Annotated in this window: 21 protein-coding genes; 14 read left to right on the forward strand and 7 right to left on the reverse strand. The window is 57.1% G+C overall.

The genetic code is table 11. The features are described 5' to 3' along the window. Positions 1-6: 6 nt before the first annotated feature. From CVE23_RS10485 to CVE23_RS10500, 4 genes are all read left to right on the forward strand, one after another. On the forward strand, positions 7-1146 hold the full coding sequence (locus tag CVE23_RS10485; RefSeq protein ID WP_038918924.1) for a hypothetical protein: 1140 nt from the start codon (positions 7-9) through the stop codon (positions 1144-1146). A 119-nt stretch (positions 1147-1265) separates the two neighbouring features. After that, positions 1266-2642, forward strand: coding sequence for an ATP-binding protein (locus tag CVE23_RS10490; RefSeq protein ID WP_049853930.1), 1377 nt, complete (start codon positions 1266-1268; stop codon positions 2640-2642). After that, on the forward strand, positions 2639-2914 hold the full coding sequence (locus CVE23_RS10495; RefSeq protein ID WP_038918926.1) for a hypothetical protein: 276 nt from the start codon (positions 2639-2641) through the stop codon (positions 2912-2914). The genes CVE23_RS10490 and CVE23_RS10495 overlap by 4 nt, the downstream gene beginning before the upstream one ends. 15 nt (positions 2915-2929) lie before the next feature. Then, a complete protein-coding gene (locus CVE23_RS10500; protein ID WP_100849495.1) occupies positions 2930-6997 on the forward strand; it encodes an eCIS core domain-containing protein in 4068 nt (1355 codons plus the stop codon). Between the two features lie 84 nt (positions 6998-7081). Here the strand turns inward: CVE23_RS10500 and argS are convergent, their stop codons facing one another. Next, the gene (gene argS, locus CVE23_RS10505; RefSeq protein WP_100849496.1) at positions 7082-8812 is read right to left on the reverse strand and encodes an arginine--tRNA ligase; all 1731 of its coding nucleotides are present in this window, start codon (positions 8810-8812) and stop codon (positions 7082-7084) included. 702 nt (positions 8813-9514) lie between these two features. Here argS and CVE23_RS10510 point away from each other — a divergent pair. The 3 genes from CVE23_RS10510 (at position 9515) to CVE23_RS10520 (ending at position 11640) form a co-directional block, all read left to right on the forward strand. Beyond that, complete coding sequence (locus tag CVE23_RS10510) at positions 9515-10087, forward strand: VOC family protein (RefSeq protein WP_038918928.1); 573 nt, start codon at positions 9515-9517, stop codon at positions 10085-10087. Positions 10088-10290: 203 nt separating this feature from the next. After that, positions 10291-11055, forward strand: coding sequence for a copper homeostasis protein CutC (gene cutC / locus CVE23_RS10515; protein WP_100849497.1), 765 nt, complete (start codon positions 10291-10293; stop codon positions 11053-11055). Between the two features lie 288 nt (positions 11056-11343). Next, positions 11344-11640 carry a hypothetical protein gene (locus CVE23_RS10520; protein WP_038918930.1) on the forward strand — a complete coding sequence of 99 codons (297 nt, stop codon included), beginning with the start codon at positions 11344-11346 and terminating at the stop codon, positions 11638-11640. 97 nt (positions 11641-11737) lie between these two features. On the opposite strand, the gene cmoB is transcribed toward CVE23_RS10520, so the two are convergent. The 4 genes from cmoB to CVE23_RS10540 form a co-directional block, all read right to left on the reverse strand. Next, positions 11738-12709 carry a tRNA 5-methoxyuridine(34)/uridine 5-oxyacetic acid(34) synthase CmoB gene (cmoB, locus tag CVE23_RS10525; RefSeq protein WP_100849498.1) on the reverse strand — a complete coding sequence of 324 codons (972 nt, stop codon included), beginning with the start codon at positions 12707-12709 and terminating at the stop codon, positions 11738-11740. Further along, positions 12706-13449 carry a carboxy-S-adenosyl-L-methionine synthase CmoA gene (gene cmoA / locus CVE23_RS10530; RefSeq protein ID WP_038918932.1) on the reverse strand — a complete coding sequence of 248 codons (744 nt, stop codon included), beginning with the start codon at positions 13447-13449 and terminating at the stop codon, positions 12706-12708. Before cmoA ends, cmoB begins: the two co-directional genes overlap by 4 nt. Before the next feature lie 123 nt (positions 13450-13572). Continuing rightward, on the reverse strand, positions 13573-13968 hold the full coding sequence (locus CVE23_RS10535; protein WP_038659066.1) for an MAPEG family protein: 396 nt from the start codon (positions 13966-13968) through the stop codon (positions 13573-13575). A gap of 180 nt (positions 13969-14148) precedes the next feature. Next, on the reverse strand, positions 14149-14964 hold the full coding sequence (locus tag CVE23_RS10540) for a DUF72 domain-containing protein (RefSeq protein ID WP_038918933.1): 816 nt from the start codon (positions 14962-14964) through the stop codon (positions 14149-14151). Between the two features lie 328 nt (positions 14965-15292). Between CVE23_RS10540 and aspS the strand changes: the two genes are divergently transcribed. From aspS to ruvC, 4 genes are all read left to right on the forward strand, one after another. After that, positions 15293-17083, forward strand: a complete 1791-nt coding sequence (aspS, locus tag CVE23_RS10545; protein ID WP_038918934.1) for an aspartate--tRNA ligase — start codon at positions 15293-15295, stop codon at positions 17081-17083. Between the two features lies 1 nt (position 17084). Next, positions 17085-17528, forward strand: coding sequence for a dihydroneopterin triphosphate diphosphatase (nudB, locus tag CVE23_RS10550; RefSeq protein WP_038659057.1), 444 nt, complete (start codon positions 17085-17087; stop codon positions 17526-17528). Positions 17529-17670: 142 nt separating this feature from the next. Then, the gene (locus CVE23_RS10555; protein WP_038918936.1) at positions 17671-18414 is read left to right on the forward strand and encodes a YebC/PmpR family DNA-binding transcriptional regulator; all 744 of its coding nucleotides are present in this window, start codon (positions 17671-17673) and stop codon (positions 18412-18414) included. A gap of 40 nt (positions 18415-18454) precedes the next feature. Beyond that, positions 18455-18976, forward strand: coding sequence for a crossover junction endodeoxyribonuclease RuvC (gene ruvC / locus CVE23_RS10560; protein WP_038659051.1), 522 nt, complete (start codon positions 18455-18457; stop codon positions 18974-18976). A gap of 118 nt (positions 18977-19094) precedes the next feature. On the opposite strand, the gene CVE23_RS10565 is transcribed toward ruvC, so the two are convergent. Then, complete coding sequence (locus tag CVE23_RS10565; RefSeq protein WP_038918937.1) at positions 19095-20057, reverse strand: sugar-binding transcriptional regulator; 963 nt, start codon at positions 20055-20057, stop codon at positions 19095-19097. A gap of 190 nt (positions 20058-20247) precedes the next feature. After that, complete coding sequence (locus CVE23_RS10570) at positions 20248-21033, reverse strand: triose-phosphate isomerase (RefSeq protein WP_049853935.1); 786 nt, start codon at positions 21031-21033, stop codon at positions 20248-20250. 245 nt (positions 21034-21278) lie between these two features. Between CVE23_RS10570 and pdxA the strand changes: the two genes are divergently transcribed. The 3 genes from pdxA to CVE23_RS10585 all read left to right on the forward strand — a co-directional run bounded on the left by pdxA (position 21279) and on the right by CVE23_RS10585 (position 25264). Further along, positions 21279-22304 carry a 4-hydroxythreonine-4-phosphate dehydrogenase PdxA gene (gene pdxA, locus CVE23_RS10575; RefSeq protein ID WP_100849499.1) on the forward strand — a complete coding sequence of 342 codons (1026 nt, stop codon included), beginning with the start codon at positions 21279-21281 and terminating at the stop codon, positions 22302-22304. Positions 22305-22360: 56 nt separating this feature from the next. Next, positions 22361-24079: a four-carbon acid sugar kinase family protein gene (locus CVE23_RS10580; RefSeq protein WP_100849500.1), complete on the forward strand. Its 1719-nt coding sequence runs from the start codon at positions 22361-22363 to the stop codon at positions 24077-24079. 177 nt (positions 24080-24256) lie between these two features. After that, positions 24257-25264, forward strand: coding sequence for a 2-keto-3-deoxygluconate permease (locus tag CVE23_RS10585; protein WP_100849501.1), 1008 nt, complete (start codon positions 24257-24259; stop codon positions 25262-25264). The last annotated feature ends 10 nt before the right edge of the window (positions 25265-25274 follow it).

A 25274-nucleotide genomic window follows, 5' to 3' on the forward strand; every position in this document is an offset into this window, starting at 1 on the left:
CATACCGTGAAAAATATGAAAATTGGCATCGCTGAAAAGAAAAATGCCGAGATTGAGGCGCTGACGAATCAGGTTAATAGCGCGCAATACCGGGTCAACGAATTGACGTCCGTGGTAACGGCATTGACGGCCAAACAGGCTTATTTTGCGTCGTTGCTCAGCGACGCCGACACGAAAAAAGATACCGCTCTCGCTCATCTTAATCAGGCCAAGTCGCTGGTGGCTAATGTGGAAGAGCTGCGGCGCTATTCTCAACAGGTACAACAGCAGACCGAAAAGAGCCGTAATAAGGTGAAAGACACCACCGACGATATTGCGGTGTTGATCGAACAGCTTATTTTTTCGGTGGACGTGATCGAGAAGTTGTCCGGGTTCGTTAACCGTCAGAAAGCAGCCAATAATGTCATCCCCGATGATTTGGTCACGGTGCTGAATCAGGCGACGACCGATGCCAACAGCGCCGTAGCATTGACGCTGACCGCGCTACAAAGCAGCTATGCCACCGCGGCGTCGGCGGATGAGGCGGGTAGCATTTCCTCGCTCGAATTTCGGCAGGCTTCGCAATTGCGGCGACTGCTGGTGGGCGAACAAGACGATTCGCCACAGGCGGGCGCGCTGTACGGCCGTGTGCTGGAGGCGATCGGCAATGTCGAGGGGGCGTTGCAGGCGTTGACGCAGGCGCAGCAGGACAACCAGAAGCTGCAGGCGTCGCAGTTCGCCCAAACGGCAGCGTATGAAAAACAGTTCAATTTGATGAGTGCGCCGGCCGAAACGGCAACGGCGGACAGCAGCAATGCGCAGAGCCAACAGCAACAGCAGGTGATCCAGGCGCACCAGTCAATGGAACAGGCCCGCCAGGCGTATCAGCAATCCAGCGACGCGCTGGTGGATATCACGATTCAGGTAGATATCTATATCGCCCAACTGAATCAGGTTATCCAGAGTCAGCAGGATAATGCGCTGTTCACCCTGATCCAGAAAGGCTACCAACGGGCGGTGGAAAGCTATCAGTCCGCGCTGGCGGCCGTGAACATGGCGAACATGCAGTTGGAAACGGCGCAGGCCGACCTGGCGAGCGCCACCGTGCTGCTGAATTCACTGACGGCTGGATTGGGGGCTGCAAAAGCCGCGGCCTACGCGGCATAAGCCGCAAAGGTGACGTAACGTTGGCGTTGGTTCATGCCGGGCCGTTCTTTCACGAGCGCGCCCCGGCCATGAATGCAGCTCGGTTTGCTGCCGCAGGATGTTAATAAGGAGTCATGGTCATGATTTCACCCGAGCACAATATTGCCGCGCTTTACCGGGAAATGCACTGGCTGTCGCAGGTGGTTAGTCAGGTGATTGGCTGTTATCTGAAGCATGAAGGGCATGAAAACCACTGGCTGGAAATTACCCCGCCGCGGCTGGAACACCACGGCAGCGTGTATGCCGATCTGGTCCTGAATTGGGAACTGAATACGTTTGAGCGGCTGGCGCTGGCGCTGACTATCGCTCCCGCTTTGAGCCCCAACGTGCTGGATAAATTGTTCGGGCTGAACCTGAGTACCGAGCGGGGGTTCAGCGAGTTCGGCGGGGTGAGCGATAAAGCGTTCAGCGGGTTCATTCCCACCGGACAAACCCTTAATTTCCTGATTGCCGGCAATGATCCGGCCTGGCGGCTGGAGGTGATGCATATTCTATCGCCCCGGCACCGCTTTATGGCGGAGCAGGTCACCGAACTGTTGCCGGCCGACCCCGCGTTGCCTGCCTGGGCCGGCGTCTATCGGCTCAGCGACCGCTGGCTGACGTATCTGATTACCGGCGAGCATCCGCGTCCCGAACTGAGCATGAGCTTTCCAGCCCATCCGCTGGAGACGCCGCTATGCTGGGAGGATCTGATTCTGGACTATCGGGTGATGAACCGGGTGAATGAGATCCGCGCCTGGCTGTCTTACGGCGATACCCTGATGCAGGAGTGGCGGCTCGATCAGAAAGTCAAACCCGGTTATCGCGCGCTGTTTTTCGGCCCGCCGGGGACGGGAAAAACCCTTACCGCCGCGTTGCTGGCCAAAGCCACCGACCGGGATGTGTATCGCGTGGACGTGTCGATGGTGGTTTCTAAATACATCGGCGAAACCGAGAAAAACCTGTCGCGGGTATTTGATGCCGCCAGTTACAAAGACTGGATCCTGTTTTTTGACGAAGCGGACGCCTTGTTCGGCAAGCGTACGGTCACCCAGTCCTCCAACGATCGCCATGCCAACCAGCTCACCGGTTATTTGTTGCAGCGCATTGAGGATTTTCCCGGCACCGTGATTCTGGCCACCAACCTGAAGGCCAATATGGATGATGCCTTCACCCGCCGCTTCCAGAGCATGGTGGAGTTCGCTCTTCCCGGCCCGCAAGAGCGGCTGCTGCTGTGGCAGAACGCCTTTCGGGGGGTGTGCGAACTGGGCGATGATATCGACTTATCGCGCATCGCCGAAGATTTCGAGCTGTCCGGCGGGCAAATCGTCAACGTACTGCGACAGTGCGCGCTGCAAGCCATCCGTCGCAACGAACGCGTTGTGCATCGTGACGATCTGCTGAACGGTATCCGTCAGGAATTCCAGAAAGACAACAAAACCATTCGCTTAACCCATTCACCGCGGGGTGCATCATGAAGCATGCCGGTCTGCAGCATCACACCGCAACGACCCAGCGCCAGGCGCAACGCCAGCCGCGTCAGCCGTTGCAGGATAATCGGGCATCGCCGTCGGCTACCTTGCAACTCAAAGGCGATCGCTATTACTGGGTCAGACCCGCGGGCGGGAACTGGACTTACGTTGGCTCGTTCAAGAGCCATGCCGCGGCTAACCAGTGGTGGGCGGCCAATAAAAGCGCGTATCCCGGCGGGGTGTTCAGTCAGGGAAATTCGTCATCCAAATTCAAATGACCAGAGTGCAACGACATGGCTGACTTTAATTCCGCATCGCGGCAGCAACGCCACCACACCCAGTCCGTCGCGCAGCGTAAGCCGCGTCGGGGAGGCGCGGCGTTGCCGGATAATCGTCAGTTGGCGCCGTCAGCGGGACAAACCGGTCTGCCGTCATCGTTGAAGTCAGGGATGGAGCAGCTATCCGGGCAATCGCTGGATCACGTTCGGGTGCACTATAACTCGGATAAACCGGCGCGCTACGGCGCGCATGCCTATGCGCAGGGCGCCGATATTCATCTCGCGCCAGGGCAATCGCACCATCTGCCGCATGAACTGGGTCATGTGGTGCAACAGGCACAGGGGCGGGTGCGCGCCACGACGCAACTGCATGGCGCAGGCATCAATGATGATCCGGCGCTGGAGGCCGAGGCGACCCGCATGGGGCAACAGGCGCAGCAGATGTCGACCGCGGCGCCGCTGACCGGGGAACCCGGTTTAGCAACGTCGCCCGCCGTGCCGATGCAGCGTTATGCCTGGCCGGATTCCCATCAGGCGATACAGCGCAGCATCGTGTCCGATTTCACTTTTTCTCTGCTGAAAACCCATCTGCTGCCGCTGGGCCTGAACAACATATTGCTGTTTGCCGATGCTCAGGCGCTGAAGATGCTGTCGCATTACGAGTCGTTTGGAAAAATCATCGATAAGGCGACCTCGTTCAGCAACGCGCTCAGTACCGCCATCGGCATCTGGGAAGCGCTGCCGGCGCCGGTGAGAACCGGTATCTTGTTTCTGGCCGGCAAGGTGGCGAGCTACCTGCCGAGTCAACGGGCGGTCAGCTTTAGCCACAGCTTGCTGGTGGTTGCCGATGAAGGGGCGTCTACCCATGTGCTGTTGCAGGTGGTGGATATCCTCAAGATCGCCATTAACGCGGCCAGCCATCCGATCAGCAGCGCGGTCAAATTCGGTCAGTACCTCTACGCCAACTGGTGGCAGGGGCCGGGCGCTGAAAGCGCACCGACATCAACGACAGGCAAGCAAGGAAAAACAACATCGCCGGATGAACAGAAAAAAGCGATCGCCAGCCTGGATTTGCACATCATCTGGCTGAAGGTCGGCTCCGTAAAACTGAAAAATACCCAGCAGGAGAGCGATGGAAAAACGACGCAGGGCGGGCTGCACGCTGGGTTTTCGCTCGGCTACCGGCTGTTTGATCATGAAGGATCGCTGGGGCAGAACGGCAAGTTGACGCTGATCCTGCCGTGGGAGGGCGGGGCGATTCTGGAATCGCAGGAAAGCATCAACCTGATCAAGGAAATCGTGTTCGGCAGCGATTTGTTTGTAGTGCGCCAGTTGGATATGACGTCGCTGTCGGTCAGCAATGAAGGGCTGCAACAGCTGGGCTTTTTCCTGAAGGAGTTTTCCATCGGCAATCGCACGGTGCTGGCGGAGGACATACGGGCTAAGTACCAGAAAAATACCGGGATGACCTTTTCCGCCTACGCCGGCATTGGTCTGTATGGCTGGAATGCGGGCGCGCATTTGATGTTGGAGCTTGATGAAGCAGGGCATTTTAAGTCGGGCAGTATGGATGACTTTCATGAAAGCAAAGGCGTCGTCACCATCAAGCAGGCGGCCATCAGCAAAACGAACGGGCTAAGCCTCACCGACGCCGAACTGAATCTACAACCGCTGACCGGACTGGATATCCGGGGGATGATTGCAAGCTTGACGGTGAAGAATAAAGCGGTAACCGGTGAAGGTTCGATCGTCGGGCAGCGGATCCCGTTGCTCGGCGATCGGGTCATGCTGGAAAAAGTGCAGGGTGAGTTGCGCGCCGGTACTGACGAATGGGAGGCGGCGGCCAGCGCCACCCTCAACATACTGTTTTCCGAAGTGAAGGCCGGCGGTACGGCGAGTATTCGCTACAACAGCCGCGAGAAGAAAACGCACATCGTGCTCAGTAACGGGCACTTCGAGGCGGATTATCACGCCTTTCACCTGAAAGCCAGCGAGCTGGGTTACGACCATGACCAGCGACGCTTCACCATGAAACAGGCGGCATTGCGTATCAAAGCCATCGATGTTGAAGGCGAGGTGAATGATGTCAGCATTGATAGCAACGGCGTGAATTTCTCTTCCGCCATTGTGCACGGTCCGCAGAAGCTGGCGCTGTTTTCCGGGTTTACGCTGGAGCAACTGCAATTCCTGATCGGAGAGAATGGCAAATCGATGACGTTGACCAGCGATGCGGCGCTCAAGCTGGCTAAAGTCACCGGCAGCGCGAAACAGCTGCGCCTCAGCAGGGGCGCAGATGGCTTCCAGGGGTCTGTGGCTTCCGCCAGTGTAGAAACGTCGCTGTTTTCGTTGGGGATCAACGACGCGCTGATCAACCGCGACGGTTTACACGTCGATAACGCGGACCTGACGCTGTTGCCGAACCGGCCGGCCAGCGACGATAACAACATGACGGAGTTTATTCCCGGTTTTAACTCCGGGCTCATGGATTTTCTGCCGATAGGTCCGGTGACGTTTCTGGTTTCCGGCGTAGACCTGAAGCAGAGCGGGCTGACGGTGAAAACCTTCCGGCCGAAACTGGATGAACTGCATTTTTCGGCGTTTGGCGCGTCGGCGCGGCTGAATCCATCGGAGTTGTTCGGCGAGGTCGGTTACGAGAAACAGCTGTCGCTGGAGAGCCTGGCCGCCGGATTGCCGCTCAAGGTTGAGATAATATTTCCGATTTTCCCAGGGCTGGAGGTCTATGGTTCGCTGGAGGCGAAAGCCAATCTGGATATCAATATTTTACTGAACGCGAAGGGCAAGGACGGTATATGGGCCGTCGGCAAACATGCCAATTTTAGCGGCGCGATCGGCCTGCGCGCTGAACTGGGGGTGAATGCGGGTTCTCAACTGCTGCTGGCGCTCAGCGCCGGGGCTTTCGCCGAAGGCAAGGCCATGCTGCACAGTCAGGTGAACCTGGGGGGGCAGGCCCGATTCGATCGTGATGCGCGCCAGTTCAAGACGATCGAACCGCTGATGATTGATTATCGCTTCAAGCCGGAAGCGGTGGCGTCCATTGGGGTGGTGGTAAAGGCCAAAGCATTGTATTTCTTTAATAAGACTATCTTTGAATATACCGCCGCCGAGTGGCGCATGGGGAATTACGAGCTGGTGGGCAAAATCGGCAGCACGAAAGACGCGATGGCGCCGGAAAAACCGGAAACACTGGGAATAGGGAAAAAAGCCAACCCGCCGGAATACCGCGCTATTAAAGGAACGGAAGCGAAGACCCTGCTGCAAGGGAATCAGCCGATTGCTGGCAGCGGCGACGAGCGCATGCGTATTTTGCGTGATGAACGTAAGACCATAGAAAAATACCTGCAAAAACTGAAACAGCGCAGCCTGAGCGCAGGAAATAAAAGGAAAACGCTGGAAACGAAATATGTGGAGCTGCTGCAGCGTAAAAGTCAGTACCACCGGGCGTTGGTGGGAAAATTTAATGATGAACAGGCCAATCGCCAGCTTGCTGAATTCAACAAAAAATATGGCATCGAGAAGTTGCAAAACCAGTATGCCGAACTGGTTGATGAAGAACATAAGCTGATGCAAGGCATTGAAGCCAACATAGAGAAGTTGCGGTCGTTGTCGCATTTTGATGGCGCTGTGTTGGAAAAACAGGGATTGACGTCATCGCTTGAGGCGGTTGAAGACAGCAAGAATCACATCAAACAACTGCATCTTCCCGATTCCCAGGCGTTCGGTAAATCACTTGCCGAGGCCAGCGACGGGCTGACGGCCGCGATAGACAAAGATGCGGTGGTGATGGCCGGTATCAATCGCGTGATGCCGTATAACGAATTTATTCAACAATCCACCACCCATGAGCTGTTAATGGTCACGACCCGCAAGAACATCGTTCCGGTTGATACGGCGCTGGCGAGTTTTCATCAGCAAAAATCCCAGGCGAGTGTGGAAGCGTTGCTGCGTGCGATCGGTACTTATCTGACGAACAACAGCCGCAGCAAACGCACGCCGATAGTCATGCTATTGCAAAATCAGGCAAAAGCGGCGCTGGAGAGTTTCAAATCAGCCAGTGTGCAATGAGCCGGACTGCGCGCAGGTTGGAAGGCATGCGTGATGATATCGAAAGGCCCCTTCCCATGACGGGAAGGGGAGGCGCGACAGAAATTACATCTTCTCGACGGTCTGGATGCCGAGCGTATCCAGGCCGGTTTTCAGCGTTTTGGCGGTCAGCAGCGCCAGTTTGAGGCGGCTTTGGCGTGCGCTGTCGCTGTCGGCGTTGAGGATCGGGCAGTTTTCGTAAAAACCGGAGAACAGCCCGGCCAGATCGTACAGGTAAGCGCACATCACATGCGGCGTACCGTCGCGGGCCACCGTGGTAACGGTTTCTTCGAACTGCAGCAGGCGGGTCGCCAGCGCTTGTTCATGCTCGGCGGTCAGCGCAATCGGCTGGGTCAGACTGGCTTCTTCCACCCCGGCGCGTTTGAAGATCGACGCAACGCGGGTGTAGGCATACTGCATATAGGGCGCGGTGTTGCCTTCAAACGCCAGCATGTTATCCCAGTCGAAGATATAGTCAGTGGTGCGGTTTTTCGACAGGTCGGCGTATTTGACCGCGCCTACCGATACCACCTGCGCCAGTTGCTCCAGTTCGCCGCGCTCCATCTCCGGGTTTTTGCCGGCAATCAGCGTCAGCGCGCGTTCGTAGGCTTCGTCCAACAGTTCGGACAGCTTGATGGTGCCGCCGGCGCGGGTTTTAAACGGCTTGCCGTCTTTACCCAGCATCATGCCGAACATGTGGTGTTCCAGGCTGACGGATTCCGGCACGTAACCGGCTTTACGCACGATGCTCCAGGCTTGCATCAGGTGTTGATGCTGGCGGGAGTCGATATAGTACAGCACACGGTTGGCGCCCAGTTTTTCATAACGGTATTTGGCGCAGGCGATATCGGTGGTGGTATAAAGGTAGCCGCCATCCTTTTTCTGGATGATGACGCCCATCGCTTCGCCTTCTTTGTTTTTGTACTCGTCCAGATAGACCACGATGGCGCCTTCGCTTTCCACCGCCAGCCCTTTGGCTTTCAGGTCGGCGACGATTTCCGGCAGCATGGCGTTATAGAGGCTTTCGCCCATGACGTCATTTGGGGTCAGCGACACGTTCAGACGATCATAGCTATGCTGGTTCTGGACCATGGTGATGTCCACCAGCTTGCGCCACATCGAACGGCAATATTCGTCGCCGCTTTGCAATTTTACTACGTAACCGCGGGCGCGCTCGGCGAAGACGGCATCGTCATCGTAGTGTTTTTTCGCTTCACGGTAGAACGCTTCCAGATCCGCCAGTTCCAGATCGCTGGTGTTGTCGTTTTGCACATCTTCCAGATGAGCAATCAGCATACCGAACTGGGTACCCCAGTCACCGACGTGGTTGGCGCGAATAACGTTATGACCGAGGAATTCCAGGGTACGTACGGCGGCATCGCCAATGATGGTCGAGCGCAGGTTGCCGACGTGCATCTCTTTGGCTACGTTGGGAGCCGAGTAGTCAACGACGATAGTTTGCGGCTCAACCGCAGCGACGCCCAGTTTCGGGGCGGTCAGCGCGTGTTCCAGCTGGCCGGATAGCCACTGGGGATCGAGGAATATATTGATGAAACCGGGACCGGCAATTTCCGTTTTGGCTGCAATGCCATCCAGCTGCAGCGTTTGTACTACTTTCTCGGCAAGCTGGCGCGGGGGCATGCCCAGTTTCTTGGCGGCCGCCATGATGCCATTTGCCTGATAATCACCAAATTGCGCTTTTGCTGACTGGCGAACCATTGCTTCGCTGTCAGCGGGCGCGCCCGCCGCAATCATTGCCTGATGGACTTTTTCTGAAAGAAGAGCCTGAATATTCACCGGTTTACCCTAAATGACGAATCAAGCCTTTCTTTATACCATATTTGGGTTGTGTAGTCAGCAGAGCACCATGACAAGCGCCCCTGGCGGGGCGTCAATAAAAATAAAACAAAGCATCCGATAATGCGGCGAGATGTCTGCTGCCATTATCGATAATAAAATTTAAGGTGAAAGGCGCGGCTTTCCGGCAAGCCTGAATAGCGGAAGGGGAGTATTAATAAAAAATTTAACGTCGTTTGTGTCGACGGTCCGTGCTCAGTCGCGTGCTCTGCATCGTTTTAAAATGACGGAACAGTGAATAACCGGCAATGACAACTAGCATAGAGAAGGTTATTAGCAACATGGTAAATGCCCTTTGGTCATTTAGTGGAGGTTGGGTAGTTTCGAAGTTATCCGTTTTTTGTTTATTTCTCAATGTTACAGAGAATATTTAAGAATACTCTCATCGGGTTTTTAAATTCATTAAAAATCAATACATTGTAATTTTTATTATATTTCTGTCATTTTGTTAACAGTATTTGTTGTTATTATTCTTTGATTGAAATGAAGTTTGTCCACCGTTGCAAATAATGGCATGAAAAGACAAGAAAGTCGGGCTAATGCCAGCACGGTATGATACCAAAGTCGCAAAAAGATGGAGGTTATTTCTGTCTATGTTAAATTAGACTGGATAAACTATTTATTTAGGTTAATGAGGAAATAATGACCGCTTTGTTACCGTCGACGCTTCCCCCCTCCTTATTGAATGACCTTTCCCGTTTTGAAACTGAACTTCAGCAACTCGCACAGCAGCTCGAACTTGACCTTGCCGCGTTTGACGCCGACCACATTTCTCTGCGCTGTCATCAGAACAGTACGGCGGAGCAATGGCGTACGGCGTTGCTGGCCTGTGGGTCGTTGCTGTCGGAAAACATGATCAACGGCCGGCCTATCTGTCTGTTTATCCTTCATCAACCGTTAACGGTGGGGCCGTGGCAGATTGATTGCGTGGAACTGCCGTGGCCGGGGAATCAGCATTATCCGCACGAAGGGTGGGAGCACGTGGAGCTGGTATTGCCCGGCGACCCGGCTACCTTACATCCCCGTGCGCTGGCCTGCCTGCCGGACGCGGCTCTGACCACTCCCGGCATTAAACTGAAATTCAGCCATCCTCAGGGTGAACATGAACGCCTGCCCAATCCGACGCTGGCGGTGACTAACGGGCGGGTCACGCTGAAATTTCATCCCTACCGTATTCAGGAGATCGTAGCCAGCGAACAGTCGGCCGGTCAGTAGGTTAGCTCGCGGTCATTTAAATTGTGTGGCGTGTCATATTCCACGCGCAAATCCTGTCGCCAGTGTGACACGCCTCTCTCCGCCGCTGGCAAGGGGATGCCAGTATTAGGCATGTATCATGCCGGCATAGGGTGATAAGCGGGCAATTCTTTCGGAAATGCGTTGTGTTTCCGGTTTCGTTATTTTTTGCAAGGGAGGCGGATATGCCAATGCTGGAGGTCTGCTGTTATAGCCTTGATTGCGCACTGACGGCACAGCAGGCGGGGGCGGATCGGATAGAACTCTGCGCCGCGCAACGTGAGGGCGGCCTGACGCCCGGGTATGGCGTATTGCGACAGGCGCGGGAAACGCTTGCCATTCCGGTGCACCCGATGGTGCGGCCGCGTGGGGGGGATTTTTGTTACAGTCATCAGGAGTTTACGGCGATGCTGTATGACATCGATCAGATCAGGTCGATGGGGTTTCCAGGATTGGTAGTGGGGATTCTGGATGAAGAAGGCCATATTGATATGGCGCGTATGCGGCAGGTTATGGCGCGGTGCGAAGGGCTGGCGGTCACGTTCCATCGGGCGTTCGACATGTGCCTGAATCCGCGTCTGGCGCTGAATCAACTGGCGGATTTGGGCGTTGCCCGCGTTCTGACTTCCGGCCAGCAGCAAAGCGCCGAAAATGGGTTAACGTTGTTACGGGAACTTAATGCGGCCAACTGCGGTCCTATTATTATGGCGGGCGCGGGCGTCAGGCTGACCAATCTGCATAAATTCCGCGCCTGTGGTATTCAGGAATTGCACACCTCGGCAGGCCAATGGTTGCCATCGCCGATGCGTTATCGCAAATTGGGTGTCACGCTCTGTTCCGAAACTGAAATGGATGAATTCCAGCACTACTGTGTTGATGGCGATGTTGTGGCGGCCATGAAAAACGCCTTGAGCCCGGAACCGGCTCCCTCTGCGACATCCGCCTCCTAGACTGTGCCTGCATGAGGCGTTGGCACCGTCTGGCATATCCCGATGCCCTTTGCCGCGCAGCATTCCCCTTATCGGTCTGCTTGCGAGTACCAGGCCCCGACGCCTTGTCGGGGCTTTTTTTCTGCCATGGTAACGGCGGTCGAACGACCGCTTCATCACTCACTGTACGCTATAGTTGTTATACGTCAGTTGCTGTACGTCGCGGTTATTACCGGACTGAATGTGATCACGCCCAGAAAATGTGTTGAATTGTTATACGTTTATCTTTTATCGCCCTGAGCCGGTGATATGCTGCCTGTTATCCCAACAGCCAAAAGGAATCCTGTTATGCGTGGAATCGTTGTGCATCATGAGCATCGCATTGGTTTCATCGTTATCCGCGATCCGGAAGACGGATTTATCGTCGCTAAGTTGCTGGACATTTATGAAGTGGAAAGGGGAGATGCGATAACCGGCGATTTCCAGACCGTCGGCAATACGACGCTTTTTAATGAAACCAACAATCAGGATATCAACGTCGAGATCCAAAATACCGATATGACCGAGGATGCGGCCATCGAGCTGATCGTTAAAAACCGCAACTGATGGTTCGTATTAAGGATGATTGGGGCGGCGGTCGGCGCTGGTCTGCGATCGACGGATGCGCCGCGCCGCCCTGATATTGGCGATGAGTCGTTCCCGCTTAGGGTTTGCGCGCTACCAGCACCGCCCGTAACGGCGCCGGATAGCCTTCAAGGGTTTTGCTGCGATCGTCCGGGTCGAGAAAATCCGCCAGCGAAGCCGTGCGCATCCAGCTAGTGCGACGTTGTTCTTCCAGCGTCGTGACGCACTGGTCTACCACGCGAACATCGACAAAACCGCATTTCTCCAGCCAGCGCGCGAGCGCGGCGGACGAGGGCAGAAAATAGACGTTACGCATCTGGGCATAACGCTCGCCCGGTAGCAGAACGCAGTGCTCATCGCCTTCCACCACCAGTGTTTCCAGCACCAGTTCCCCGCCGGAAACCAGTTGATTCTTGAGTTGCCACAGATGGTCGAGCGGAGAGCGCCGGTGATACAGCACGCCCATTGAGAACACGGTATCAAACGCGGCCAGCGCCGGAAGTTGTTCAATGCCCAGCGGCAGCAGGTGGGCGCGCTGGTCGTTGCCCAGCAGCTTGCGCACCGATTCGAACTGGCACAGGAACAGTTGCATCGGGTCGATGCCGACCGCCAGACGAGCGCCGGCGCCGATCATGCGCCATAGGTGGTAACCGCTGCCGCAGCCGACATCCAGAATCAGCCGATCCTGCAACGGGCTGAGATGCGGGAACACCCGATCCCATTTCCAGTCGGAACGCCATTCGGTGTCGATGTCGACGCCATAGAGTGAAAACGGCCCTTTGCGCCAGGGCATCAGGTTACGCAGCAGACTCTCAATGCCCGACTGCTGGCCGGCTGACAGCGGCGTATTCATCTGGGCAGTGACGCCGTGGACCAGATCGAGCTGCTCTGGCGTCAGCGTCGGCAGGTGTTCCACGGTATTAACCCAGTGTTTGAATTCGCCGTGCAGCGATTCCTGCTGCCATTGGCTGATCTGAGCCGGAAGCGTATTAAGCCAGTGGCTGAGCGGACCTTTAGCGATCAACTGATAGAAATTGCCGAAATCGATCATGAACCTTGCTCCGCTTTCAACGCCAGCAGGGAACCGAAGTTAAAACACTGGAACCACACGTCGCTGTGGCTGAAGCCGGCTTCGCGCAACCGCGCTTTGTGTGTTTCCACCGAGTCGGTGAGCATGACGTTTTCCAGCATGCTGCGTTTCTGGCTGATTTCCAGTTCGCTGTACCCGTTGGCGCGTTTGAAATCCAGATGCATGTTGAACAGCAATTCGCCTATCGGCGCATCGGCAAAACTGAATTTTTCCGACAGCACCAGCGCGCCGCCGGGGCGCAACCCCTGCCAGATTCGTTTTAGCAAGGTCAGCCGGCTAGCTGGCGGAATAAACTGCAGCGTGAAATTGAGCACCACCAGCGAGGCGTTTTCAATATCGGTGTCCAGAATGTCCGCTTCACGAACGTCGACGGGCGTATCGGCGCGAAAAGCCTCGATATGGCGGCGGCAGCGGGCCACCATTGCCGACGAGTTATCGACGGCGATGATTCGGCAACCGGGCACGCGGATATTGCGGCGCATCGACAAGGTGGCGGCGCCCAGCGAACAACCGAGATCGTAGACCTGGGTGTCCGCCTGCACAAAGCGCTCCGCCAGCATGCCGATCATGGAAATAATATTCGAATAGCCAGGAACGGAGCGCTGAATCATGTCCGGAAACACTTCAGCAACGCGTTCATCAAACGTCCAGTCGCCCAGGTTGGCGATGGGCGCGGAAAAAAGCATATCGCGGTTTGACATAGCAGGGAAAATGCATACTAGGGAAGAACAGGGGCGCATTCTAGCAGAAAGATGGGACAAAGATGTATGAGAGAAAGACGGTAAGGCGCCGTCAGCAGGCCTTACCGTGGATACCCGGCGGGATTAACGCAGGGTAAATACCAGATCCCAGGGCAGGTAGTAGAGGTTGAACAGAATCATCAGCAGCAATGAAACATAGGTGGCCGCCATACCGGAGCGCCGCCAGTTCAACTCACGGTGACGCAGGCCGTAGTAGTGACATAACCGCCCGAGCAACAACATAATTCCGCACAGATGAATCATCGCGTTCATCGCCCCATTCATCTCCATCAGCACCAACAGCAGGCCGCCGATAGGGATGTATTCCACCGCGTTGCCGTGGACGCGAATGGCGGTTTGCAACTCGTAAAAACCGCCGTCGCCGTAGGCCACCCGGTACTGCATTCGCAGTTTCACCACATCAACCGACAATTTAACTAACAACAATGCGCTGAGCACCACATAAAGCGCGCTTACCATTTTTTACTCCATTGCCTGACCAGAAGCGGCAGACGCTATCATAACGTGTCTGTCGCCGACCTGTCGCCTGCATAACGCGAAGATATTGTAGGTGAAATTGGCGGATATCAAACGCTATTAATAAGAAACTGTGATAAAAGCCGACGGCGATGTTTGCCCGGCGTTTTTCAACATAACGCCCTAAAACAGCGACGACTGCTGCGGCCAGTCCGGGCAGGGCGGCATGCCGGAAATTACCGCACTCAGATGCGGCCATAGCCGTTGCGCCAGTTCCGGCGCGCTGGCCGTACCGGCCGTGTGGATGAACAGGTAGGGGGAATGCGTTTGCCACTCCGCCAGTTTGGCGAGCCAGGGCATGAACCAGCGCAGGTTATCATCCGGATCTTCATTGCCGATAAACCGGATCAGCGGTTCTTCGGCGGTGCGCACCACATGCAACGGCACCTTCGGCTTTTTGCGCTGGGCGTCCCGCAGCGCGTCGCTGGTGGGGGCGGCATGATGCACCGGCCGGCTATCCATGATCACCCGGTTGAGTCCGCGCTGGTGCAACCCCTGATTAAGCTGGCGTTCTTCATCGCCTTTGGCGAAAAACAGCGGATGGCGGACTTCCACGCCATAACGGAATCCTCCTGCCGGCAAGGCGTCTATAAACTGCCACAGCGTGTCTGTCTGGTCTGGCCCAAAGGCAGACGGCAACTGTAGCCACAACTGTCCCAGCCGGTGGTGAATGGGTTCCAGACAACGGAAAAACTCCGCCACCTGTTGCTGGCAATGGCGCAATCCGGCCTGATGACTGATGGCGGAAGGAAACTTGAAGCAGAATCGGAAATCGTCATGCGTCATATCGCGCCAGCGCAACACGGACTCCGCCGACGGCAGCGCATAAAAGGTGGTGTTTCCCTCCACGCAGTTGAAGTGGCGGGCATAATCCGCCAGATCGCGCAGGCCCAGCCGGTTCCAGCCGGGGTGCTGCCACTGCGGTAAGCCGATATACATAAATCCTTGTCCCGATAGGTCTCTCTGCGAGTGAACGTCCTGAAACAGCCGGTCGCCATGACGGCTGATGTAACAGGGTTTTAGCATAATACCCCGCAATTGTGTAACCGACAGGCAAAAGCACGGCAAAAAGCAAAAAAGAGTATGCGGGGCGGCCCGCAGACCGCTACCATCGTACTTATCGTTGTGGGGAAATTCCTTTATAATGCTCCCCTTTTTTCATTGGACTGTAATCCAGAAAAACCATGCCGACCGGTTCACAGACCCTGTGTCGCCGCCAATTGGCGTATGAAACAGGGCGCCGGCGGCGGTGTAAAAGGACATCGTAATGCGTACTGAATATTGCGGGCTGTTGAATTCGTCCCATGTGGGCCAGGAAGTAACGTTGTGCGGCTGGGTCAATCGCCGCCGCGATCTGGGTGGGCTGATTTTTATTGATATGCGTGACCGCGAAGGTCTGGTGCAGGTGTTCTTCGACCCGGATCGTCAGGAGGCCTTCACTCTGGCTTCCGAATTGCGCAACGAGTTCTGCATCCAACTGACCGGTGTGGTGCGCGCCCGTCCGGACAATCAGGTCAACAAAGAGATGGCGACCGGCGAAGTGGAAGTGCTGGCGACCGCGCTGACCATCATCAACCGGGCCGAACCGCTGCCGCTGGATGCCAACCAAACCAACAGCGAAGAAGCGCGCCTGAAGTACCGTTACCTTGACCTGCGTCGTCCGGAAATGGCTCAGCGCCTGAAAACCCGCGCCCGCATCACCAGCTTTGTGCGCCGCTTCATGGACAGCCACGGCTTCCTTGATATCGAAACCCCGATGCTGACCAAAGCCACGCCGGAAGGCGCCCGTGACTATCTGGTGCCGAGCCGTGTGCATAAAGGCAAATTCTACGCGCTGCCGCAGTCGCCGCAGTTGTTCAAGCAGTTGCTGATGATGTCCGGCTTTGACCGTTACTATCAGATCGTCAAATGCTTCCGCGACGAAGACCTGCGTGCCGACCGTCAGCCGGAATTTACCCAGATCGACGTGGAAACCTCCTTCATGACCGCGCCGCAGGTGCGTCAAGTGATGGAAAAACTGGTGCGCGAGCTGTGGCTGGAAATCCACGGTGTGGATCTGGGCGACTTCCCGATCATGACGTTTGCTGAAGCCATGCGTCGCTTCGGCTCCGACAAACCGGACCTGCGCAACCCGCTGGAACTGGTGGATGTGGCCGATCTGCTCAAAGACGTGGACTTCAAAGTCTTCTCCGGTCCGGCCAACGATCCGAAAGGCCGCGTTGCCGCTATTCGCGTACCGGGCGGCGCACAGCTGAGCCGCAAACAGATTGACGAATACGCCAAATTTATCGAAATCTACGGCGCCAAAGGGTTGGCTTACATCAAGGTTAACGAGAAAGCCAACGGCCTGGAAGGTATTCAGAGCCCGGTCGCCAAGTTCCTGAACGACGGTATTCTGACAGCGTTGCTGGAGCGTACCGCGGCGGAAGACGGCGACATCCTGTTCTTCGGCGCCGACAGCGCCAAAGTGGTGACGGACGCGCTGGGCGCACTGCGCCTGAAACTGGGTCGCGACCTGAAAATCACCAACGAAAACAGCTGGCAGCCGCTGTGGGTCATCGACTTCCCGATGTTCGAGGATGACGGCGAAGGCGGCCTGGCCGCGATGCACCACCCGTTCACCGCGCCGCGCGATATGTCGCCGACAGAGCTGGAAGCCAACCCGACGGCCGCTATCGCCAACGCTTACGACATGGTGTTGAACGGTTACGAAGTCGGCGGCGGTTCGGTGCGTATCCACCGTAGCGAAATGCAACAGACGGTATTCCGCATTCTCGGCATTGACGAGCGGCAGCAGCGCGAAAAATTCGGCTTCCTGCTGGATGCGCTGAAGTTCGGCACCCCGCCGCACGCCGGTCTGGCTTTCGGCCTCGACCGTCTGGTGATGCTGCTGACCGGCACCGACAATATTCGCGACGTGATAGCGTTCCCGAAAACCACCGCAGCCGCCTGCCTGATGACCGAAGCGCCGAGCTTCGCCAACCCGTCGGCACTGGATGAACTCTCCATCGCGGTGGTGGGTAAGGGCAAAGCCGCGCAGGATGCAGAGAACCAGTAAGATGAACTATAAGCGACCCGTTTCGGTGCTGGTGGTGATTTATGCCCGGAATACCGGACGGGTGCTCATGCTTCAGCGGCGCGATGATCCGGATTTCTGGCAGTCGGTCACCGGCAGCCTGGAGGAGGATGAAAGCGCGCGATGTGCCGCACAGCGTGAAGTGAAAGAAGAAGTTAACATCGACATCGCTGCCGAGGCGCTGACGCTGGTTGACTGTCAACGCAGTGTGGAATTCGAGCTTTTTGCTCATTTGAGACGTCGCTATGCCCCTGGCGTCACGCATAACCTGGAACACTGGTTTTGCCTGGCGTTACCTGATGAACGCCCGGTGGAGATCAGTGAACATCTGGCTTATCAGTGGCTGGGTGCGCCCGATGCGGCGCGGTTGACCAAATCCTGGAGCAACCGGCAGGCGATTGAAGAATTTGTTATTTGTCCAGCCTAGCCTGATAGATTTCGCGTTGCGGCAAAACGGCGACCGAGCGAATCCCGGCGCTTACCCGCGTAAGTGTCCGGGGGAACGAGGGTGCTAACGCCGCGGCGGCGCGAAAGATAAAGGGAACAACAGGCTTTTTTCGGAGATTTTTATGGCAGGTCATAGTAAGTGGGCCAACACTAAGCATCGCAAAGCAGCACAGGACGCCAAACGCGGCAAGATTTTTACCAAGATTATCCGCGAACTGGTTACCGCGGCCCGTCTGGGCGGCGGCGATCCCGGCTCCAACCCCCGCCTGCGTGCTGCCATCGATAAAGCGCTGTCCAACAACATGACGCGCGACACCCTGAACCGGGCGATTGCGCGCGGCGTGGGCGGCGATGACGACGCCAACATGGAAACCATCATTTATGAAGGCTACGGCCCGGGCGGCACCGCGGTGATGGTAGAGTGTCTGAGCGACAACCGTAATCGTACCGTGTCCGAAGTTCGTCATGCTTTCACTAAATGCGGCGGCAACCTGGGAACCGACGGTTCCGTGTCCTACCTGTTCACCAAAAAAGGCGTGATTTCCTATGCGCCGGGTCTGGATGAAGATACGGTGATGGATGCGGCGCTGGAAGCCGGCGCTGACGACGTGGTGTCCTATGACGATGGCGCGATCGACGTGTTTACGCCGTGGGAAATTTTCGGTCAGGTAAAAGACGCGCTGGACGCGGCCGGTCTGGTGGCCGAGTCGGCCGAAGTGTCGATGATTCCGTCCACCAAAGCGGACATGGACGCTGACACCGCACCGAAACTGATGCGTCTTATCGACATGCTGGAAGACTGCGACGACGTGCAGGAGGTTTACCACAACGGTGAGATCTCCGACGAGGTAGCGGCACTGCTGTAATGGCAGTTTTCCTTGCTAAACAGGCGACCGGGGGAGAACGATGAGTATTATTCTCGGCATCGACCCCGGTTCCCGCGTCACCGGTTATGGCATTGTCCGCCAGCAAGGCCGGCAGATCAGCTATCTGGGTAGCGGTTGCATCCGCACCGCGGTGGATGATCTGCCCACTCGCCTCAAGCTGATTTATGCCGGCGTCAGTGAAATCATCACCCAGTTTCAGCCCGATTATTTCGCTATCGAGCAGGTTTTTATGGCTCGCAATGCTGACTCGGCGTTGAAGCTGGGGCAGGCGCGCGGCGCGGCGATCGTCGCGGCGGTGAACCAGTCGTTGCCGGTGTTTGAATACGCCGCACGACAGGTGAAACAAACGGTGGTCGGCACCGGTGCGGCAGAAAAAAGCCAGGTGCAACACATGGTGAAAACGCTGCTCAAATTGCCCGCCAGCCCGCAGGCCGACGCCGCCGATGCACTGGCGATTGCCATTACGCATTGTCATTTCAGCCAGAATTTGTCGCGCATCAGCCATGACAAACTGACGCTGGCGCGTGGTCGGCTGCGTTGACGGCCAGTTTCCCTCGCTATTCACTCTGCACCGTGGGCACCGCTCGTCAAGTGAGGGGCGAGGCCCGATAATCGGTTTCCCATCGGCCGCCATGCGCGGCCGCTTTTCCATCCGGGCGCTATTTCGCCTGTTCCAGATTCAGCACCGTGCGGGCATTGCTGGCGCTGGTGGCAATCACATCGATAATCCCGGAGCGTAAGGCCGCCAGTATCGCCGTAGCCTTGGTATTCTCGGCGGCGATGGCGATGACGCAGGGAATTTTACGCAGTTGCTCCGGGCTGAGCCCAATCACCCGGTCGTTCATCACGGTGTCCACCGGCGTACCCTGCATATCGAGGAAGGAGTAACCGGCAATGTCGCCCACCACCCCCTGTTCCTGACGCGCGGTGATGATCTCCTGCGAGGTAAACCAGCCCAGTTGCACCATGAAACTGTTTTCATTCATATCCCCCAACCCCACCAGCGCGATGTCCGCTTTGCTTGCGCGTTCCAGCGTTTCGCTAATCAACCGGTTCTGCATGAAGGCGGCTTTCATCGCCGGGTTTTCCACGTAGGCCGGGGCGTACAGGGTTTCGCTGCTGGCGTTGAACTTGCGCGCCAGATGACGGCTGATGTGGTCGGCGTCGATCAGTTCGCCGTCGCGTTTGGTGCCGCCGATGCCGCAAATGAATTTGCACTGCCGTTCGGGAAAAACGCCGACATGGCTGGCGACGGCGGCGACGTTGCGGCCTTGTCCCACCGCGATGGTCATGCCGTTTTTGATAATGCTGGACAGATAGGTGGAAACCAGCGACGCCACCTGCTGACGCTGTTCCTCTTCATCATGATGGTCGAGGGCGATCAGCGCGCGTTTGATGCCGAAACTCCGGATGAACTGCTGTTCGATCTGCGAACTGAAAACCGGATGGTAGCGCACATTGATTTCGACGATACCTTCCGCGCGCGCGCGTTTCAGCAGGCGCCCCACCTTGATGCGGGAGATGCCGAAACGGCTGGCGATTTCCTCTTGCGTCTGTTCGTTTTCGTAATAGGCGACGGCAATTTCCGTCAGTAGTTCGCTGTCTGAATCGAATTCACTCATGGATTAACTCGCCATTGTGTGGTTGCAAAGAGGCTCCTGGCCATGTCTCGTCATTATTCCGTCGCCGGCCGGCTGCGAAATGGGCCGGCGTGCGGGAGCCTGCTGGCTGAATGTGGGCTACCGGCCCCCCGCGGGCGACGAAAATTGAAAATGACGCCTGTGCAGCGCCAACTGCGGCTCGGCGGTGTTCTTAGCGATCCAGTAACGTCGCGACGCCGTGCACCAACCGACAAAAATCCTCTGCGTCCCATGCCGACCGACCGATGAATAATCCATCGATATCAGGGCATTGGATCAGCTCGGGGCTATTATGCTGATTTACGCTGCCACCGTACAGCAACGTCACGTTTTCCGCGGTGGCGGCGCCGTAAGCGTCCGCCAGCGCCTGCCGTAGGGCGCGATGGATAGCCTGCGCTTCGGCGGCCGTCGCCGGGGTACCGCCGTCGCCGATCGCCCACACGGGTTCATACGCGATGATCACCTGTTCAACCTGCGCGCGCTCCAGCCCGGCCAGGGCAATTTTCATCTGGCGCACGACGGTTTCGGTAGAGACTCCCCAGCCTTTTTCCTGCGCGCTGTCGCCGACACACACCAGCGGCCGTAGCTGATAGCGTAGCGCGGCCTGCACTTTTTTCCGAATATTCGCGTCACTTTCAGCAAAGTCGCGGCGTCGCTCCGAATGGCCCAGCTCTACCAGCGCGGCGCCGCAGTCGCGCACCATGACCGGTGAGATTTCCCCGGTCCAGGCGCCCGCGTCGGCATAGTGCATGTTCTGGGCGCCGGTCAGGCAGTTGACGCCGTGCTGGCGCAACCGTTCGGTCACCTCCCGGATCAGCGTAAAAGGGGGGATGACGAACGGCTGGATGCGGGGGCCGGCGGCGGCATTGAGCCGGGCGGCCAGCACATCGCAATAGGCTTTGGCGTCGTCCAGGGTTTTGTTCATTTTCCAACTGGTGCCCAGCATCAGGTTTCTCATTAATCACTCCCGTTATCACTATTCTCCTGAGGTGAGGGTAACAAAAGTCTCCACGCTGTTACTTATAATCATGACTAAAACAAATGTTCGATCACAAATTTCCCCAGTCAAGGATATTTCTGTATAAAACGTGACCTTATTCAAGGTTATTTGTTTTCCTTACCGTAAACTGCCACCTAACAAAAGTTATTTAAGTGAACATATGAACATTTGGTTGTTCTGGCCATGTGAAAAAGGTGAAAAATATGTCGGTTGAGAAAAAACCTGTGGTTGATAGAAAGCCTGTTGTAGCCCTTACCGTCGGTGACCCGGCGGGCATCGGCCCGGAAATCTCCGTCGCCACCATGATGAATCAAACGGTGTATGAGGAGTGCCGGCCGTTCCTGATTGGTTCAGTGCCCATCATCCGGCGGGCGATGGCAATCTGGAACTGCGACTTCGCCATCAACGTGATTCACTCGCTGGCCGAAGCCCGCTTCACCTGGGGAACGCTGGACGTGCTGGAAACCGGCGACTACGACTGCGACGGCATTGTCTGGGGGAAAGTGCAGAAGCAGGCCGGCCAGATGTCGCTGGATTACGTGATGAAATCCATTGCGCTGGGGATGGCCGGCGAGATTGACGTGGTATCTACCGCGCCTATCCATAAGGAAGCCATCAAGCTGGCGGGCTGCAAGCTGCCCGGCCACACCGAAATCTATCAGGTGGAAACCGGCTCCGATTACGGCCTGACCATGTTCCACGTGCAGAAGCTGCGGGTGTTCTTCGTCAGCCGCCACATGGCGTTGAAAGACGCGTGCGACTACGCCAATAAGGAACGGGTGCTGGCCTGCGTACAACAGATTCACCACGAATTCACCGCGCTGAATATCAAGCAGCCGCGCATTGCGGTCGCGGCGCTCAATCCCCACGCCTCCGACAACGGGCTGTTCGGACGCGAGGAGAAAGACAACCTCATTCCGGCGGTACAGGCGGCGCAGGCGCTGGGGATCAACGCTATCGGGCCGGTTCCGGCCGACTCGGTTTTCCACCTGGGCAAACTGGGGCATTACGACGCGATCCTTTCTCTCTACCACGATCAGGGGCATATCGCCTGCAAAACGCTGGACTTCGAGCGCTCGGTCACCATCACCTTCGGCCTGCCGTTTATGCGCAGTTCCGTAGACCACGGCACGGCGTTTGATATTGCCGGGACCGGCAAGGCCGGCACCGTCAGCATGCTGGAGTCCACCCTGGTGGCGGCCCGCTACTGGAAGATGAAACACCGATAACCGCAGGTACGTACCCGCGAGCCGGGTACGTGTCTTTCCGGAGAAAGGAGAACCGCATGAAACGTTATCTGGAAATTACCCGCGGCAGCAAAGGCTGGGGCGGGCCGCTGACCATCGAAGTGGCGGCGGGGAAAAAGATTGCTTATATCACCGGGGGGATCCGGCCCGCGGTGGTGGATCGACTGATGGAGCTGACCGGCTGGGAAGGCGTGGATGTGTTCAAACATGGCGAGCCGGCGGAGCAGGACATCGGGCTGGTGGTGATCGATTGCGGCGGCACGTTGCGCTGCGGCCTGTACCCCAAGCGCGGCATTCCCACCGTTAACCTGCATCCGACCGGTAAAACCGGGCCGCTGGCGGCGTTTATTCGTGAAGATATTTACGTGTCCGGCGTGACGCCGGCCGGGGTTCAGTTGCGCAGTGAAGGCGGGCAGGGCGACCGGCTGGGCATTGTGGCGGATGACCTGACCGGCGCGACCACCGTCGGGGTGCTGCTGGCGCGCAGCGGGATCCGGACTGCGGCATTTTTTGACACCGACTCCTTTGACGCCTGCGATTCGGAGTGGCAGGCGATGGTGATCAGCAGCAATAGCCGACCGCTGCCGAAAGCGGAAGCGCAACAGCTGGTGCGTCAGGCCACGCTGTCATTGCAGGCGCGGGGCGCGCGCTACTTCACCAAGCGCGTCGATACCACGCTGCGCGGCGGCATCGGGTATGAAATCGATGCCATGCTGGAGGTGCTGCCGCAGGAAACCGTGGCGGTCGTCGTGCCGGCGATGCCGCAGTCGCGCCGGATTCTGGTGGGGGGCTACTCGGTCATCGATTCGGTGGCGCTGTCGTGCACCGATGTGGCTAAAGACGTCCGCACGCCGGTGACGGAAACCTTTGTGCCGGAGTTGCTGGCCGCGCAGACGCACCATCACGTCGGTCATATCGCTTTGTCGTGCGTGCTCAAGGGGTACGATGCGGTCAGCCAGGCGCTGAGCCGGCTGCAACAGGACGGCGCGCGTATCATGGTGGTGGACGCTATCTCGCTGGCGGATGTTGAAACCATCGCCCGGGCGGTGACGCTGCTGAACTGGAACGTACTGGCGGTGGATCCGGGGCCGTTTACCGAACGGCTGGCCTGGGCGCGGGAGATGATCCGCGATGAACCGCGTCCGGAACCGATCGCGGTACCGGTGAGCCAACAGCAAGGGTCGATCGTGGTAGTGGCGGGCAGCGCCACGCCGGTGACCAAACGACAACTGACCCGACTGATCGAACAGGATTCGCGCGTGTGCCATATCCCGGTGGATGCGGAACTGCTGATCGACCGGGAGCATTCCGCCGCGATTGAAGTGCAGCGGGTGGTGCGTCAGGCGCAGGAGTGCGTGCGTACGCATCATAACGCCATTTTCGTGTTCGAATCGGCGCTGACCGGTCGGTTGCTGGATTTGGCGCAGGAGGAGCAGCGTTTTGGGCTGGCGCACGGACAAGCGGCCGACAACATCAATCGCGGGCTGGGGGATATCGTCCAGGCGGTGCTGGATGCGGGCGGCGGCGACATCCGCGGGTTGTATATGACCGGAGGCGACACCATGGTGAACGTGCTCAGGCGGCTTGGCGCCAGCGGTATCGAAATGGTGGATTACGTGATACCGCAAACCGATCTGGTCAGGATTATCGGCGGCGATTACAACGGGCTGGTGTGTGTGGGCAAGGGCGGCTTGACCGGTTCGGATGAGGTGATTCATACCATCGTCGAACATATTTATCGCGAAGCGACGCAGTAATATAACTGGAAAGTAACATAACCGGAAAATAACGTATCCGCAGATGGGTTATTTCTTACTGATTCTGCGTGCGGTGTTCTTCACTTATTTTTGCTATTGGTATTATTCAGGATATGGGCCGAACCTATTCAATAACAATAGGCCTGAAGTGACTCTACCCTACAAAAGAGAAACGCCATGAAAAATATAAATCTGTTTGACAAGATGAATAAGTTCCCCGGTGGGTTGATTATTATTCCATTGATTCTCGCCATATTAATTAATACCTTTTTTCCGTCAGTGCTAAAAATCGGCGGCCCGACCACCGCCTTATTTAAAGCCGGGTCAAGCGCGATGATGGGGATATTCCTGTTAATTTGCGGCGCGTCGATCAATATTCGCCAGGCCGGGTTGCCGTTATATAAGGGCGCGGTGCTGCTGATGCTGAAATTTGCCGCCGGCGCGCTGGCGGTGTGGATCATGGGGGCGCTGTTCGGGCCGGCGGGCTTTTTCGGCATCTCCACGCTGGCGCTGGTGGCCTGTATTACCAGTTCGAACAGCTCATTGTATATCGCGCTGTGCAGCAACTATGGCGACGCCAGCGACGCCGGGGCTATTTCCGTGTTCTGCATCAAGGACGGGCCGTTCGTTACCATGGTGGTGCTGGGAGTCAGCGGTTTGGCCAATATTCCGTTTGAGGCGCTGTTGTCGATGCTGGTGCCGCTGCTGGTCGGGATGATGTGGGGCAATATTGACGAAAAATTCAAGCAGTTATGTGCTGCTTCCCAGCCGCTGATCATTATCATCATGTCGTTTGCGATCGGTGCCAACTCCAGCATGAGTACGGTGTTCAGCGCCGGGCTGTCCGGCATCCTGCTGGGCGGTATTTCCGCCTTGACCGCGATTGTCTTCTACTTCCTGTACAACCTGTTTCTGAAGAAGAAAACCGCGCTTGGCGCGGCGCTCGGCACCACGGCGGCCAGCTCGGCATTGACGCCGGCGATGGTGGCCCAGGCGGATCCGACGCTGCAGGCGTTTGTCGATGCCGCCACCGCCCAGTTGGCGACCGCCAGCATCATCACCATGCTTACCGCGCCGGTGCTGGTGGCCTGGTTTGACAAGCGATTGCGCAAAAACGATGCCGATGCGACGGCGCCGCAACCGACGGCACAGTCGTTCAGCTCGCCCGCGGATAAGGCGAAGTGAGGGCGCGGGG

This window comes from Dickeya fangzhongdai (assembly GCF_002812485.1).
GTDB classification, from domain to species: Bacteria; Pseudomonadota; Gammaproteobacteria; order Enterobacterales; family Enterobacteriaceae; genus Dickeya; species Dickeya fangzhongdai.

Bases quoted from the DNA above. Each gene is read 5' to 3' on its own strand.
- cutC (WP_100849497.1), top strand. From the start codon at position 10,291: ATGCCAATGCTGGAGGTCTGCTGTTATAGCCTTGATTGCGCACTGACG.
- CVE23_RS10555 (WP_038918936.1), top strand. From the start codon at position 17,671: ATGGCAGGTCATAGTAAGTGGGCCAACACTAAGCATCGCAAAGCAGCA.
- CVE23_RS10535 (WP_038659066.1), bottom strand. From the start codon at position 13,968: ATGGTAAGCGCGCTTTATGTGGTGCTCAGCGCATTGTTGTTAGTTAAA.
- cmoB (WP_100849498.1), bottom strand. From the start codon at position 12,709: ATGATCGATTTCGGCAATTTCTATCAGTTGATCGCTAAAGGTCCGCTC.
- CVE23_RS10565 (WP_038918937.1), bottom strand. From the start codon at position 20,057: ATGAGTGAATTCGATTCAGACAGCGAACTACTGACGGAAATTGCCGTC.
- CVE23_RS10500 (WP_100849495.1), top strand. From the start codon at position 2,930: ATGGCTGACTTTAATTCCGCATCGCGGCAGCAACGCCACCACACCCAG.
- CVE23_RS10540 (WP_038918933.1), bottom strand. From the start codon at position 14,964: ATGTATATCGGCTTACCGCAGTGGCAGCACCCCGGCTGGAACCGGCTG.
- CVE23_RS10570 (WP_049853935.1), bottom strand. From the start codon at position 21,033: ATGAGAAACCTGATGCTGGGCACCAGTTGGAAAATGAACAAAACCCTG.
- CVE23_RS10585 (WP_100849501.1), top strand. From the start codon at position 24,257: ATGAAAAATATAAATCTGTTTGACAAGATGAATAAGTTCCCCGGTGGG.
- nudB (WP_038659057.1), top strand. From the start codon at position 17,085: ATGAACTATAAGCGACCCGTTTCGGTGCTGGTGGTGATTTATGCCCGG.
- CVE23_RS10580 (WP_100849500.1), top strand. From the start codon at position 22,361: ATGAAACGTTATCTGGAAATTACCCGCGGCAGCAAAGGCTGGGGCGGG.
- CVE23_RS10510 (WP_038918928.1), top strand. From the start codon at position 9,515: ATGACCGCTTTGTTACCGTCGACGCTTCCCCCCTCCTTATTGAATGAC.
- cmoA (WP_038918932.1), bottom strand. From the start codon at position 13,449: ATGTCAAACCGCGATATGCTTTTTTCCGCGCCCATCGCCAACCTGGGC.
- CVE23_RS10490 (WP_049853930.1), top strand. From the start codon at position 1,266: ATGATTTCACCCGAGCACAATATTGCCGCGCTTTACCGGGAAATGCAC.
- CVE23_RS10495 (WP_038918926.1), top strand. From the start codon at position 2,639: ATGAAGCATGCCGGTCTGCAGCATCACACCGCAACGACCCAGCGCCAG.
- aspS (WP_038918934.1), top strand. From the start codon at position 15,293: ATGCGTACTGAATATTGCGGGCTGTTGAATTCGTCCCATGTGGGCCAG.
- CVE23_RS10520 (WP_038918930.1), top strand. From the start codon at position 11,344: ATGCTGCCTGTTATCCCAACAGCCAAAAGGAATCCTGTTATGCGTGGA.
- pdxA (WP_100849499.1), top strand. From the start codon at position 21,279: ATGTCGGTTGAGAAAAAACCTGTGGTTGATAGAAAGCCTGTTGTAGCC.
- ruvC (WP_038659051.1), top strand. From the start codon at position 18,455: ATGAGTATTATTCTCGGCATCGACCCCGGTTCCCGCGTCACCGGTTAT.